Source organism: Kitasatospora sp. NPDC058243 (assembly GCF_042882025.1).
Taxonomy (GTDB): Bacteria; Actinomycetota; Actinomycetes; order Streptomycetales; family Streptomycetaceae; genus Kitasatospora.
The window spans coordinates 44,274-58,096 of record NZ_JBHVWW010000021.1 but is presented as its reverse complement, the minus strand read 5'-3'; the positions used below and the strand labels follow the sequence as shown (position 1 = coordinate 58,096).

10 protein-coding genes and 2 pseudogenes are annotated in these 13,823 nt (G+C 68.5%); 9 read left to right on the top strand and 3 right to left on the bottom strand.

From position 1 onward, the window contains the following. Position 1 precedes the first annotated feature (1 nt). The 4 genes from cas7i to ACFVX9_RS16560 all read left to right on the top strand — a co-directional run bounded on the left by cas7i (position 2) and on the right by ACFVX9_RS16560 (position 5,442). Positions 2 to 1,039, top strand: coding sequence for a type I-B CRISPR-associated protein Cas7/Cst2/DevR (gene cas7i / locus ACFVX9_RS16575; RefSeq protein ID WP_387982186.1), 1,038 nt, complete (start codon positions 2 to 4; stop codon positions 1,037 to 1,039). Positions 1,040 to 1,118: 79 nt separating this feature from the next. Further along, on the top strand, positions 1,119 to 1,766 hold the full coding sequence (gene cas5 / locus ACFVX9_RS16570; RefSeq protein WP_387982185.1) for a CRISPR-associated protein Cas5: 648 nt from the start codon (positions 1,119 to 1,121) through the stop codon (positions 1,764 to 1,766). A gap of 15 nt (positions 1,767 to 1,781) precedes the next feature. Further along, positions 1,782 to 4,181, top strand: a complete 2,400-nt coding sequence (gene cas3 / locus ACFVX9_RS16565; RefSeq protein WP_387982184.1) for a CRISPR-associated helicase Cas3' — start codon at positions 1,782 to 1,784, stop codon at positions 4,179 to 4,181. A gap of 766 nt (positions 4,182 to 4,947) precedes the next feature. Then, complete coding sequence (locus tag ACFVX9_RS16560) at positions 4,948 to 5,442, top strand: hypothetical protein (protein ID WP_387982182.1); 495 nt, start codon at positions 4,948 to 4,950, stop codon at positions 5,440 to 5,442. Between the two features lie 213 nt (positions 5,443 to 5,655). Here the strand turns inward: ACFVX9_RS16560 and ACFVX9_RS16555 are convergent, their stop codons facing one another. After that, positions 5,656 to 6,087, bottom strand: coding sequence for an Imm1 family immunity protein (locus ACFVX9_RS16555; protein WP_387982180.1), 432 nt, complete (start codon positions 6,085 to 6,087; stop codon positions 5,656 to 5,658). A gap of 1,531 nt (positions 6,088 to 7,618) precedes the next feature. On the opposite strand from ACFVX9_RS16555, the gene ACFVX9_RS16550 reads away from it, so the two are divergent. From ACFVX9_RS16550 to ACFVX9_RS16530, 5 genes and pseudogenes are all read left to right on the top strand, one after another. Continuing rightward, positions 7,619 to 8,002, top strand: a complete 384-nt coding sequence (locus ACFVX9_RS16550) for a hypothetical protein (protein ID WP_380486867.1) — start codon at positions 7,619 to 7,621, stop codon at positions 8,000 to 8,002. Between the two features lie 642 nt (positions 8,003 to 8,644). Continuing rightward, the gene (locus tag ACFVX9_RS16545; protein WP_387982179.1) at positions 8,645 to 8,866 is read left to right on the top strand and encodes a hypothetical protein; all 222 of its coding nucleotides are present in this window, start codon (positions 8,645 to 8,647) and stop codon (positions 8,864 to 8,866) included. Between the two features lie 246 nt (positions 8,867 to 9,112). Then, on the top strand, positions 9,113 to 9,373 hold the full coding sequence (locus ACFVX9_RS16540) for a hypothetical protein (protein ID WP_380486871.1): 261 nt from the start codon (positions 9,113 to 9,115) through the stop codon (positions 9,371 to 9,373). 594 nt (positions 9,374 to 9,967) lie between these two features. Next, positions 9,968 to 10,959, top strand: a pseudogene (locus tag ACFVX9_RS16535) (IS481 family transposase). A 44-nt stretch (positions 10,960 to 11,003) separates the two neighbouring features. Continuing rightward, positions 11,004 to 11,402 (top strand): hypothetical protein, encoded by a 399-nt coding sequence (locus ACFVX9_RS16530; RefSeq protein ID WP_380486876.1) that lies wholly within the window; start codon positions 11,004 to 11,006, stop codon positions 11,400 to 11,402. 619 nt (positions 11,403 to 12,021) lie between these two features. Here the strand turns inward: ACFVX9_RS16530 and groEL are convergent. Together groEL and ACFVX9_RS16520 are read right to left on the bottom strand one after the other, a co-directional pair. Further along, positions 12,022 to 12,441 (bottom strand): annotated as a pseudogene (groEL, locus tag ACFVX9_RS16525) (chaperonin GroEL); the annotation flags it as partial. A gap of 574 nt (positions 12,442 to 13,015) precedes the next feature. After that, complete coding sequence (locus tag ACFVX9_RS16520) at positions 13,016 to 13,606, bottom strand: EF-Tu/IF-2/RF-3 family GTPase (protein WP_380486878.1); 591 nt, start codon at positions 13,604 to 13,606, stop codon at positions 13,016 to 13,018. Positions 13,607 to 13,823: the final 217 nt, after the last annotated feature.

Here is a 13,823-nt window from a genome sequence, read left to right as displayed (position 1 = left end):
CATGACCTACCTCAGCGGCAGGATCGCCCTGGACATCCAGGCCGGTGCGCCGAACAACGGCCGTGCGACGGCGGACCAGGGGAACATCTCGCCGGTCAAGCAGATGCGGGGGCCTGGCGGTGTCTACCCGTACATTTCCGCGCAGGCCCTGCGGCGGTGGCAGCGGGACAGTCTGCCGTCCTCGGAGACCCCGTCGCCGGTGATCCGTACGGGTAAGGACAAGGGCGCCAACCAGCAGGCCTACACCTCGGGTCGGCCTGACCTGTACTTGGACGACGACGCGTTCGGTTACATGGCCGCGGTGAAGTCGGCGACGTTCATGCGCGAGACGGTGCTGGCGACCGGCACGCTGGTGTCCGTCCTGCCGACCCGGCCGACCCACGACTTCGGCACCATGAGCCGCGGGTTCGAGACCGGTGCGAATCCGCTCATTCACGAGCACGAGTTCTACACGGGTGTCCTGGCGGGCGACCTGAGTCTGGACCTTGCCCGGCTCGGATATTTCGAGCAGACCGGGGTTCGCCAGCGCTCCCTGCCCGAGGAGGCCGAAGCCGGGCTGGTGGCCGGCGGCGCGGTCCGGCACAGTCTGCGGGGCACCACCGGGATCCTGCTGGCCATCGAGGAGCGCCGCCGCCGGACCGCGGTGCTGCTGCGTACGATCGCGGCGACGCAGGGCGGTGCGAAGAACGCCTCCCACTACGGGGACCGCACCCCGGCGCTGATCCTGCTCGCTCCTCTCAGGGGCGGCAACCAGCCGTTCAGCCGGATCCTCGCCGCCGTCGACGGACAGGTCCGCTTCGACGCCGACACCATGCGGGAGGAACTCGGCGCCTGGGCCGACGAGATCGACGGCACGGTGACGCTCGGTTGGGCGCCGGGGTTCCTCGGGGACCAACGCGACCAGGCCGGCGACCAGCTGAAGGACCTCGTTGAGGCCGGCAAGCTGGTCATCGGGCACCCGCGCACCGTCATCGGCGCCCTCGCCGACGCGATCCAGGACGGCGGCCACGACGACTGGTTCGGCGACCCCCGCGGCTGAACCACCGCCGGCCCGGCCGGCCGGCTACCACCGCCCCTGGGAGGGGTACGAACAGCCCCACCGCATCCTTGAGGACACCATGGCCGTCGAAGCACTCGAGATCACCGTCACCGCGTCCGTCGCCAGCTTCCGCAACCCCCTCTACCACGGGGTCCAGGTCGGACTTCCCTGCCCGCCCCCGAGCACCGTCGGCGGCCTGCTGGCCTCCGCGGCGGGCGGCTGGGACCGCGTCCCCGTCCGCACCCGCTTCGCCATGGCCTTCCACGCCGCAGGGCACGGCACGGACCTCGAGACGTACCACCCCATCGTCCCCGGCACGGCCCAGCCGCCCGCCACCATCAAGGAGCGCGACTTCCTCGCGTTCACCACCCTCACCCTCTGGCTCACCGAGGACCTCGACCTGTGGGAGAACGCGATCCGCCGGCCCGTATGGCGCCTGCGCCTCGGGCGCAGCCAGGACCTGGCCGCCGCCCGCACCGAACGGACCGCCCTCTCCGAACGGCCCGGCACCCAAGGGCGTGCCGTCGTTCCCGCCGACCAGGCCGGATCCGGCGTACTCCTGCAACTGCCCACCGCCCTGTCCGCCGACCGGGAACGGACCGTCTGGGACACCTACCGCTACGCCGCCAACGGCAGCCCCGCCACCTTGGAGACCGGCCTGCGCAGCGACGACGGCCAGGCCGTCGTCCTGCTGCCCCCGGTCCACCCCGCGCAGTTCGCGGCCTGAAAGGAGCGCGGTCCCGTGAACAGAGCCCACGACCACGACGGCCCTGACCTGCCCCGGATCTGGGCCAAGAGCCCCCGCCGGTCAGGAGAGCCCGGCGAAGCCCTGACCACCCACTCGTCCAAGACCCTTGAGGGCGGTGCGGCCCTGGAGCAGCGGGTGGGTCGCATCCCCGGTACTTCCGACGCGTTCTGGTGGGCGGTCAAACTCGCCTGCCTGCTGCACGACGCCGGGAAGGTGTGCGGCGGAGCGCAGCGGATGTTCGGCAACGGGCCGGGCGGGGCGCGGCCCTGGGGTGAGCGGCACGAGGTCTACTCGCTCGGGTTCGTCGCCGCGCTTCTCGACGGCCTTCCGCGGGAGGATGTGCTGGCTGTCGCCGCGGGTGTCGCCACGCACCACCGCTCGATCACCGAGCCCGGTGGGGCGAAGCGGCCGTCGCTCATCGCCTTGTACGGGTTGGAGAAGGACTCTGCGCGTTTCGCCGCGCGTTTCGAGCCTGTCGATCCGGGCGACGTCCGGGACCTGCTGGCCTGGTACCACCGCACCGCCATCGCCGCAGGCCTCCTCAAGCCCGGTCCCGTACCGGAGGGGGACCCGGGGCGCCTGGCCGCGGGCGCGCACCGCTTGCTCGACGGCCTGTTCGAGCAGTGGGAGTGGCCGGAGGAGGACACCGGCCTGGGACGCTCCGCCGTCCTCCTCCAAGGTGCCGTCACCCTCGCCGACCACCTCTCCTCCGCCGGGCGTTTCCTGCACCGCAGGCACCCTCTCACCGCGGCGTTCCGTCACGACCTCGAGCAGCGGCTCGCCCAGCAGGGTTTTGAGCTGCGGCCCCATCAGATCGAGGCCGGGGCGACCAGTGGCCACATGCTGCTGCGCGCCTGGACCGGCGCCGGCAAGACGGAGGCGGCGCTGCTCTGGGCGCTGGAGCAGCTGCGCGAGATGACGGCCGCGGATCGGGGCATCCCCCGTGTCTTCTACACGCTGCCCTATCTGGCGTCGATCAACGCGATGGTCCAGCGCCTGCAGCGGGACCTGAAGGCCCCTGGCCGGATCGGCGTCGCCCACTCGAGGGCCGCTTCCTTCCACCTGGCCCAGGCTCTGCAGGACTCCTGCGCCACCGCCGGCGGCGGTACGGACACGGTTGCCGAGGCCCGCAAGGCGGTCAGCCGCTCCGAAGCCACCAAACTCTTCAGGGAGCTGTTGCGCGTCGGCACGCCTTACCAGTTGCTGCGCGGGGCCCTGGCGGGTCCGGCGAACGCCGGTGTGCTGGTCGACGCCTGCAACAGCGTGTTCATCCTCGACGAACTCCACGCGTACGACATCCGCCGCGTCGGGATGATCCTCGCCATGATGACGTGGTGGGAGCAGGCCGGCGGCCGGATCGCGATCCTGTCCGCCACCCTGCCCGCCGCTCTCGAACAGGCCGTCACCAACGCGCTGCGGCAACCGGTGAAACCCGTCCAACCGCCCGCCGGCACGGTGTTCCCCGTGCGGCACCGCATCGGCGTCCGGCAGAACGACCTGCTCGCCGACGAGTCCATCGAGGAGATCAAGGAGCGGCTCAGGGCGGGCGAAGCCGTCCTCGTCGTGGCCAACAACGTCAAAACGGCCCGCACCGCCTACCGCGAACTGGGCCCGCTCGCGCGCGAACTCCACGGCCCCCGGGGCGCCCTGCTGCTGCACTCCCGCTTCCGCCGCAGCGACCGCAACACCATCGAACAGCACATCGCCGCCCGCTACCGAACCGGCACCACACCCCGCGTCGGCGGGCTTCTGGTGGCAACCCAGACGGTCGAGGTCAGCCTCGACGTCGACTTCACCAGCATCCACACCGCCTGCGCACCCCTGGACGCGCTCCTGCAGCGGTTCGGCCGGGTCAACCGGGTCGCCGCCCGCGAACCCGCCGACGTCGTCGTCCACCGCCCCGTCTACCAGCCCCGCGAAAGCCCCCAGGGGCGAGCCTTCTACGCCGACGGCGTCTACGAGAAGGCTCCCACGGCCGCGGCCTGGGACATCCTCCTGCGGCACGACGGGCAGGAGATCGACGAGGCGGAACTGACCGGCTGGCTCGACGAGATCTACGACAGCCCCTGGGGACAGCGGTGGCGCGAGCAGGTCGAACAGGCCCGCGCGGCCTTCACCGAGGCCTTCCTCACCTTCAACGCTCCGTTCGACGACCGCAGCGCGCTCGCGGACGAGTTCGACAGGCAGTTCGACGGCAAAGAGGCGGTCTGGGTAGCCGACCTCGTCGAATACGAGAGGCGTCTCACCGACGGAGACAGCAAGGCCGCAGGCCGGCTCCTCGCCGAGGACCTCCTCATCCCCCTCCCGGGCGGCTACCGCACCGAGTACGACGACAGACTCAAGGTCCACATCGCGGCAGGGCCCTACAGCCCGGAACACGGCCTGTCGGAATGACAACCCGCCGACAGCGGAACGCCACACCGGAACGGCTGACCCACGCACGCGGGGGAAGGCCCGCTCGGCTCCTCACGGGCCTCGCTGGTCTGCGACCGGCCCTCGCCTTCGTGGGTTGTGGATCTCACCCCGTGACAATTTCCTCATCTACACGCTGCCGCACGGAGCGGAACCGCAGAGGATCGAACTCGGCGCCGTGAAGCCCGCTCCCACCGATATCCTCTGACTCCGACAGACAGGAACCGTCGGAGCGATTTCAGCGCCACGCCGGACTTCACAGCACTACCGGAGGTCCGCTGAAAAATCAGGCTCCCAGCCTGGTTCTATCCGGCCAGCCACCTGCGGCTTTACCGTGGGGTCCTCATCGCCCCTTCGAGAGGTACCAACTAGACGAGCTGGATGCGCAACGAGCCGCCCGGTCCCCGTCCTCATCGCCCCTTCGAGGGGTACCAACACGGCGAACCCCGCCTTCTCCATGGCCTCAATGGTGCGCCCCTTCGAGGGGTACCAACGTCACGCCCCGCAGGGCACTCGTGCTCCGAGCCTCGTCCTCATCGCCCCTTCGAGGGGTACCAACTGGATCACGTGCTCGATCGGCCGGGGGCGGGGGTGGTCCTCATCGCCCCTTCGAGGGGTACCAACCGTGTGTGGAGATCCGCGCAGCTGAGCCTGGAGCGTCCTCATCGCCCCTTCGAGGGGTGGCAACCCGAGCGTCAGGTCCAGGCCGATCGCGATCCCGGGCGCGGTTCCCGGTCTGATCGCCGACGTGTACGACGCCGCCTGGGACCCGGCCCAGATGAACTCCGACGACGTACAGCGCCTGGCCAGGGAACAGGCCCAAGCCGCGGCCGCCGACATGGCGATGATCCCGCCACCGGACCGGGTCAAGGACCTGTACCCGCTGACGTCCGCCCTGGACCCGGACCTCGCCGTGACCCGCCTGGGAGGTGAGTCGAAGCGCATCCTGCCCGTCTGGCCCGACGGCGACGGCTGGATCTTCATCACCGCCGACGGCCCGGCCAAACTGCCCCACCACCCGGACAAGGACGACGTCCGCACCGTCATCCTCTCCACCGTCCAGGTCCGGTCGACCTGGCTCACCGGCGCCGGAGCGGAAACCCATCCGCCGGCCCCGTGGCAGGACATCCCCGCACTACGCGACATCGCCCTGATCCCCCATCACCGGGAGACCGACGGATGGCGTGCCCCCGACGGACGGACGATCCGTCTGGACCCCCTGGACGGCATCATCCGGGAATGACCTTCGAGAGGATCTCGTGCTGGGACGTTGTGGATCCGCAGCCCCTCCCCGTGCGCGTCGGACCGACCGCTTTCCAGCACGTTTGTGTGGCAGGTGCGGATTCGGCGCCCGGCCGAGGGGAGAAGAAAGCCTCCGCCCATTGGGCGGAGGCTGGTCGGTCAGTCATGTCGTTGGTTCGACGTCATGCTCGACCGGTCACCGGTTCAGGATCTTCTATCGGCCGGACTGCCATTCAATGCATTCGGGCCGTTGTCCTCCAGAGGTGAAGAACTCCTTCAGCGCCTGGCGAACGAGCGGGATCGGGATCTCCGAGTGATCTGCAAATGTGGTCATATGGCCCACCATGTGGTAGAAGGGCTCAACGCGAGTCCCCGGCGACCCGACGGACGTCACATTCCCGCGCTCGTCTGCGTACGACACGAGTCCCATTTCGAGATCCCTGTTCACACAGACGATGAAGTGGTGGTCGGGAAACCCTGAAGGCATCAGCTCCCGGTCCAGCGAGTACACCTCGGCCATGGTGCAGTAGGAGTCACCGCCTGCAAGCAAGTCGTCGACAACGACGTCCAGTCCATCCATCGTCGTGACGATGGGTGGGTTCTCGCTGTGTCCGGACCTGTATCGAACCTCAGCGCCGTTACCCATTTCCATATCTCCTCGTTCGCCCCGTACGCCTTCTCGACCCAGCCTTCGACAGGGTCCGGTCAATGTACTAGCAGTGACTTGTCGCCGAACAGGTACTCAACGTGAAGGGCTTGGCGGTCCCCGGTTGCCGGGCTGACGTGAGTCCGCGGCGGCGCGCGGTCACCCGGATTTCTATTCCCTTATGCGGGAATCCAATGTGGCCACCATCGGGGGATATTGCTAGGAGGGCAGAGGCCTGTGTCGCTGACCGTTCCGGGGATGGTTCCGATCCATGCGAATTGACACCATGCCATAACGAGCAAGGCGGCTGCGGCCACTAATAGGGGCAGCAGCGAATGGACCGTCCGACTTTTTGATCCGCGTACGACAAGCAGCGTGAGACCGTGGGCGGTCAGTGCGACGAGGAGGCCTGCCGTGATCAAGAGCGGTAGCTCGTAGTGCCAGATGCTGCCCCAGTTGCTGTACTCCTCCTGGTATGAGCCGCAGTACTTGCGGGCCGAGTCTGCGAGCGCCCACGAGCCTCCTCCTCCGGCGATCCCGAGGAGGGCCGTCAGGCAGCCCGGAGCGGAACTTGTTCCTGAAGGCTTGTCCACCTTCCGAAGGACGTGCAGGGATGCGTTGCGGTTTTACCTGACCATGACTGAGCTACCCGCAACCCAGGTCGCCCTGAGCATCCGACGCGATCGGGAGCCGTCCGTGCGGCCTCCTGCCGGATCCTGCGAGACAACAACCGGACCCGGCGGCCCCCGTCACTCTCCCCTGGTCGGGTGGCTGGGCGTGTGTTCCGCCCCTGCACCCGTGGCCAGCGCCCAGGCGGCGCTGGACCTGCCCCTGCCGCCTGCCCTGCGCCGCCGGTCCGCCGTCAGGACCGCGGCCGGCCCGGCCCTCGGCCCGTCACCGCACCGGCCGGACCGTGGACGGTCCGGCACTGCGGGCAATGTCTCCAGCGGTCGGTCACAGAGGAGTACGGGCACCGGTTTCCGGTCGAATACTCCTCACCCCCCGGACGAGCGCTCGGCCCGCTGGCCTGCTGCTCGCCAGATCCTGCGTGCTCCCGATCTTCCACTTCGTTTCAACCCTTCTGGCAAAACGGGGGCGTTCCGTCGCGGGGACCACCGGTTGTCCTGCGGGTTCGTGGCCTGTCCCACTGGACCTGGTGGTATCTCACCCGTCTCAGGTGCAGGTCCGCCGATTCGCGGTGCGCGTGGCTGACAATCCCGTCGCGGGCGACGTTCTACCGCTTCGCATGGGGTTCCTCCTTCCTCATCCGGGTGTTGGCCTGTCAACCTGGGGCACGGGGACGGGCACGGTACCAGGACAGCTCGAAGACGCCTGCCCACAGCCTCTGGGCAACCGCTTCCGCTGGGTGCCCATCGGGCACGGCCCGTCGGAAGCAGGCGTCTTGCAGGTTCCGGTCTCCGATGACGAGACAGGTCCGGCCAACGGCCGGGCCACGACGGGCAATCCGGTGCGGCGGGTGCCGTCGTGCCGGCGAAGCGCACTACTCGCGCCAGACACCGAGGAGCAACGTATGAGGATCAAGGTGGGACGCCGCATCGGAACAGTCGCGGCGGCCTTGGCAATCAGCGCTGGTGTGGTGATTTCGGGGGCAGACAGCGCCGCTGCCTCCGCTTGGGTCCGAACAACCACCAGCAACTGGGTCGGTATCTACAACAACCCCAACACCTCGGGCAAGACCGGCGCGGCGGATCTGCCCCCGGGCTCCGAGATCTGGGCCGACTGCTGGCAGGTCGGCGAGAGCATCGGTAACTGGGGAGACACCTGGTACCGCGTCACCTACGTCTGGTACCCGGGCGCTTCGAACTACGTGTACTCGCCGGGTTGGACGTTCGCCGGATACGTCGACAACAACGCGAACACCGTCGATCGGAACCCCAACATCCCTCGGTGTTAATGAACTTGATGCCAAACCGGGCCCCGACTCCGGCTACTGCATCAGCGTCGTGCACCGCCTGCATGAGGGCATATCGGCGATCTTGGTGACCTGGATCACCGCCGTGACCTCACTCTGCATCAGCACAGGTCAAACGACGGCCGGGCACTCCAGAGGAGGAGCCCGGCCGTCGTCATGTCAGCAACCGGCTCGGTCCGGACCCTCCCCTTCGCTCTCCCTCTCCCGGGACCCCCGCCTGCCCCGCCAACCAGGCCGGGACCGGGCGGCAACGGCAGAACCGCCGCGGACTGCAGCCGAGTGGATGGCCAGGCGCGGCGTGCTCCCCCCCCGCACCCGTGGCCAGCGCCCGGCGGCGCTGGACCCGCCTACCAGCGGGGGGGCTCCTCCCCCCCGCACCCCCCACCAGCCCTGCGCGGGCTGGACATGCGCTGCCGGCTGCCCTGCGCGGCCGGTCCGCCGTCAGGGCCGAGGCCGGCCCCGCCGTCGGCCCGTCGCCGCACCGGCCGGACCGTGGACGGTCCGGCATTGGGCTTCCCTATCAAGTCACCATGTTGAAGTTCGGAAAAGTGGTACCGGGCCGCGAGGAGAACCTCATCGGGCTCTTCACGGACGGGCGGACACCCGCCCGTCATCACCCACGACATGCTGCACACCGTGCTGCGACGCCGGACAGCGGGCGAGTCCGTCGAGAAGATCCGCTCAGACCTGATCACCCCCACCGGCAAGCGCAAGGGCCAGGGCCCGGGCCTGACCAGCATCTACCGGGCGCTGGCTGAGCACGAGAAGCGCCAGGCGTACCCGGAAGCCGTCGAGCAAGCCCACGCCGGCTTCGTCACCCTCACCCAGCATCTTCACCAGAAGTGACAGTCAGTCACTCTCTGATACCTGTCAGGTGGCGGCAGCCATACGAGAACACGGCCGTCCGGGGCGGGGCCATCGCCGAACGTCGGGCCCGCGCCGACCGGGCGACGCGCACTGCGGCGGTCCCGTTGCGCCCGGTCCGGCCGTCGATGGCCTGCACCGGTGCCGCGTGAGCGGGATCGGCCCGCGGGCCGCTCGCCGACCGCCACCGTCGACCTGCAGCCCCACCTCTTGGACGGAGCAACCCTGATGAGCCCTCAGTCGGAACCGGCCCCGGAGCCACCGCCGCCGCCGATCACCGCGAGCGTCACCGTGTCCGGGGTGGAGGCGCAGATCCTGCGGGACCTGGCCGCCGTGCTAGGCCGCACCCCGGAGGAGCTGGCGACCGAGCACGCCGCCGGCCTTCTGCCGATCCCCGCCAAGCCACTGGTCGACCGGGCGTTGTTCGACGGGCCGCCGGACCTGGCCGCCGGCGCCGACGAGTGGATGCACGAAGGCACCGGCCGGTGACCGCCACCGCATCGCTGGGCGTCGCGGTCGCCGACACCTCCGTCCTGCTCGCCGCGTTCAACCGCAAGGACCACCTCCACGCCCAGGGCGTCGACCACCTCCTGGCCCGCCGGGCCGACGAAGCCAAGGCCGTCAACACCATCACGCGACTGGGCCTCGCCGGGCAGGGCTTCGTCATCCTGCCGCCTGCCGCCTGCCGACCGGCGCCTCTACGCCGATGCCGAGCAACTGCTACGCCAGTACCAAGACCACGCCCTCGGCCTGGCCGACGCCGTCAACGCCGTCCTCGCCTGGTGGCTCCAGCGCCCGGCGGTCCTCTCCTTCGACCACCACTACCGCGCCGTCCTCGCCCCAGCCCGGGGGGCCCGCGGATCGAGGTCTGCCCGACGGCACCACGGCGTTAGGACGGCCGCCGAGAAGCAGCTGTCCCTCCTCGCCGGGTGCCCTCTTGGAACGGGCTCTGGCCGCGATTCCGTGAACAATCTCCGGTCCGGCGGAGCGGTCCGACCGCCGCAGGTCCCCGCAGGCACGCAGAGCTATAAAGCTGCCGGACGTTGGTGACACATGGATCTCCGACTACGACGGAGTCCTGTCATGCCCCCTTCGCAGCAACAGCGGCAGGACCGCCAGGCCCAGCGGCGCCTGGCGGTCCTGAGACACGCCGAGGAGGTCACCGGGAACGTCTCGCAGACCTGCCGGTACTACGGGATCAGCCGCAACTGCTTCTACAGGTGGCAGCAGCGCTACCGTGAGGAGGGCATCGAGGGCCTGCGCGACCGCTCCAGCGCGCCGCACCACAGCCCGAATGCCACCGACGCCGACATCGTGAACAAGATCGTCTACCTGCGGCAGAACTACCACTTCGGCCCGATGAAGATCCAGATGTACCTCAAGCGGTACCACGACATCGACATCGCCTGCTCCGCCGTCTACCGCATCCTCAAACGGCTGGGCCTGAACCGGCTGCCTCGTCCCAGCGCTACAAGCGCCACGACCAGCGCCACACCCGCTACGAGAAGCAGCTGCCCGGCAACCGCGTCCAGATCGACGTCAAGTTCATCGAACTGATCGGCATCCCGGCCCCAACCGCGCCCCAGGGCCCGGCCCCGGTCACCGGCAAGCCCCCCAAGACCCGACGCCGGGCCAAGTACTACCAGTTCACCGTGATCGACGACTGCACCCGGCTGCGTGTCCTGCGGATCTACCCGCGGTGCGACCAGAAGACAGCCGTCCAGTTCCTGGACCACGTCCTGGAGCGGCTGCCGTTCCGCGTCGAGGTCATCCAGACGGACAACGGCGCGGAGTTCCAGTCCGCCTTCCACTGGCACGTGCTCGACAAGGGCATCGCCCACACGTACATCAAGCCGGCCTCCCCGCACCTCAACGGCAAGGTCGAACGCTCACACCGCATCGACGCCGAGGAGTTCTACCGCATGCTCGCCGGTGTCGTCACCGACGACACCGGCGTCCTCAACGACAAACTCCGAGAATGGGAGGACTACTACAACTTCCATCGCCCACATGGCGCTCTCGGCGGCCAGACGCCCTACGAACGCCTCAAGCAGAAGACCGAGACCCACGTGTAACCGAGCTCCGGCAGATGCACACCTAGCGCTGACATGCTGAGCAGGTGCCGAAGAAGCGAAAGCGTGCCGAAACCCTCTCCGAGGTAGTGGCTGCCATGGGACCGCAGCCCGATGTCGAGTCCGCTGGTTCTTGCCTTCCCTCGCCCTTGATGGCCCGTGGCTTCACTGACGCTGACGGACGCCACTGGCGGCTTGCCCGAGGGCCGCTGGACCCCCGTCGGGCCAAGCGGCTGGCCGTCGGTGCCGACATGATGTCGATGGGCGACTACTACGAGGACCGGGCCGAGGGGTGGCTGCCTCGATTCCTCTCGGAAGCCGAACGCCCGGCGGCGTGGCTCAAAGCGCGGGCCAGGTTCGGCGCGGCCGATCTGCCGATTCACGAGGCGTACGAGTTCACCACCGAAGACGGCCTCGTTCTCCTCTACATCGAGACGTACTGCTGAACATGCCGAGCGCCACGGGCCGGCGGTCAGATTCACCTGTCAATCGGTCAAGATCGCCTGTCAGAGGACATCCGGCCTGGGCGCGGGCGGAATACCACACCGGGTCGGCAGGACCGGTGTGGCGCCTTCGTCGCGCGGCCGGCACGCCATCCTGCCTGTCGTCGGGGTGCCGGCCGCGGTGGGCCCGGCCCCGAGGGCGGCGGGAGTGCAGTCCGGGACGGCTGCCGTGCCGCCGCCGGCGCCCCGCGGCCCAAACTGGGACAGCGCCCGGGGCATGGCTGTCTCAGGCTGTTTTCTCAGGTGGAGACGTTTTGCGCCCGGTCTGGGACATGCCTGGGACGCCGCGTACTGCAGCTCTGTGTGGTGAAGTCGGCCCGGGGCGCGGTTCCGGTCTTTCGACCGGCCTGTTTCCCCGGAGCTGTTTCCCGAACCGGGCATGCGACTTGGCACCGCACCCGGCTCTCCACAAGCCCCGCGCGGGCGAGCACAGGCCGTGAACCCTGCGGGCAGGTGTTCAGGAAGCGTCGTCGAGGGGCTCCTTGGCGATGACGAGACCGCCAGAGGCGACCTCGCCTGTCGTCTCTACCAGCGGGGGGACGCTCTCGGCGGGAATCGGCTTGTCGGAGATGATGGTCTTGTCCTTGGTCGCCACGACGTGTTGGGCGGTGCCCAGGTCATCAAGGGTGACCTTCGCCAGGTCCGTGTCTTTCGCGATGACCTTCCCACCGGTGAGAACGGCGATCTCCTGCAGCAGCTTCTTCCGGCTATCCGCGGAGCCCGGGACGTTCACGGCGGCCACCTTCACGATGCCGCGCGCGTTGTTGACGACCAGGGTGGCAAGCGCTTCCGAGTCCACGGCCTCAGCGATGATCAGCAGGGGCTTGCCCGACTTGGCGACAGCTTCCAGGCATGGGACCAGGTCGCGGATGTTGCTGATCTTGCCCTCGACCAGCAAGACGCGGGAGTCCTCGAACTCGACCGTGTTCGTTTCGGTGTTGTTGATGAAGTACGGCGACGCGTAGCCAAAGTCGAACTCCACAGAAGGGTTCCTCTCAAAGAGCCGGCCCGGGCTGCGTCAGCGAGCTCCGCGATGCTGTCACAGCCACTGGGCCTGAGGTGCGCGAGCGACGGCTGTCGCCCGCATACAGATCCTTGTAGCGCCCCTTGAGCGTCCAGAAGTAGATCTTCAGCCGTCTCAAAGGCTTAGGAACTGCGAACACCGCCAGGGCGGCTGGTGACACCTACCGCGTTCCGGCACGGGCCGTTGTCGGCGCGCAGAGCTCGATCATGGGGATGTGAAGTGCTGTGATGCGTCGCGTAGGTGTCCGTGACGTGGGGCCGCTGGCAATGGGCGGGGAGTCGCCAGGTGCGCGAAGCCCTCCTCGGCCCTGTCCTCGGGTGGCTACGGCAGAGAGCCAAGTAGCTCTGTGTAGCCGATGTGAGGGAGTGCGGTCGCGGGCCTGCTGATGGTTAAGGTGAGTGCCACCCGCCAGTAGGGGTGCGCCAACAACGACCCAGCTTCAGAAACCCGCCGGTGGTGGATCCTTGACGACTTGTGCGCTGCGCCCTGCTTCGGCCTGCCCATCGGCGACATCGCGCACGCGGCCCTGCACCTACGAGATGACCTCGGTAACGGCTCCATTCGCCACGATGCCCGGGCCGTGCAGGAGAGAGAAGCGCAGGCCCTTCACCAGGACAATCTCGTGTTCCAGAGTGACAGTCAGGTCGGTACTCTCGCTGGGCGTTGCCCTGTCAATCCCGTCCGGCAGCTTGATGGATCCGTCGATGATCTTTTCGCGAATGAGGAACTTGGGTCGATAGCCCGCGGTGATGGAGACGTCGCGGCCGGCTTCGTCCGCGCTCAGCACGTAGACGTTGGCCTTGAAGGTGGTGCGTGCGGTGAAGCTGCCCGGCTTGGCCAGGACCTGGCCCGCTTCGATGTCCTTGGCGGCCACACCACGCAGCAGCACGGCCACGGCCTGCCCGTCCTGCTCTCCCTTTGCCGTACGGTTCACCTCGACCCCTGCGCATTTGACCACGAGGGACTTGCCATCGCCGATGATCTCGACGTCGTCCTCCGCCTTGACGCTGCCGAGTTCGATGCGGCCCCGTACAACGCTTCCGCCCCCCGAGGGAGAGTGGACGTCCACGATGGACATCAGGAACGGCTCGTCGACTGCTGCCTCTGCTGTCTCTTCTGACATAGGTGACTTCCCCTCGCGTGGGTGGTCTGTGCAGACTTCCAACGGAATGGACGGCAGCACCTGGCCGCAGGAGCTGCGGAACGCATGCTCACTCCCTCGCCTGTTCCGACGGTTCGTCAGATTACGCAACCTGCCCCACAGTAGTGCCTTGCGGTAGACCAGGCCGACCGGCACGACGACCGACAATCGTGCGTAGACACAGATAAGCGGCAACCGA

Bases quoted from the DNA above. Each gene is read 5' to 3' on its own strand.
- cas7i (WP_387982186.1), top strand. From the start codon at position 2: ATGACCTACCTCAGCGGCAGGATCGCCCTGGACATCCAGGCCGGTGCG.
- cas5 (WP_387982185.1), top strand. From the start codon at position 1,119: ATGGCCGTCGAAGCACTCGAGATCACCGTCACCGCGTCCGTCGCCAGC.
- ACFVX9_RS16555 (WP_387982180.1), bottom strand. From the start codon at position 6,087: ATGGGTAACGGCGCTGAGGTTCGATACAGGTCCGGACACAGCGAGAAC.
- ACFVX9_RS16550 (WP_380486867.1), top strand. From the start codon at position 7,619: ATGAGGATCAAGGTGGGACGCCGCATCGGAACAGTCGCGGCGGCCTTG.
- ACFVX9_RS16545 (WP_387982179.1), top strand. From the start codon at position 8,645: ATGCTGCACACCGTGCTGCGACGCCGGACAGCGGGCGAGTCCGTCGAG.
- ACFVX9_RS16540 (WP_380486871.1), top strand. From the start codon at position 9,113: ATGAGCCCTCAGTCGGAACCGGCCCCGGAGCCACCGCCGCCGCCGATC.
- ACFVX9_RS16520 (WP_380486878.1), bottom strand. From the start codon at position 13,606: ATGTCAGAAGAGACAGCAGAGGCAGCAGTCGACGAGCCGTTCCTGATG.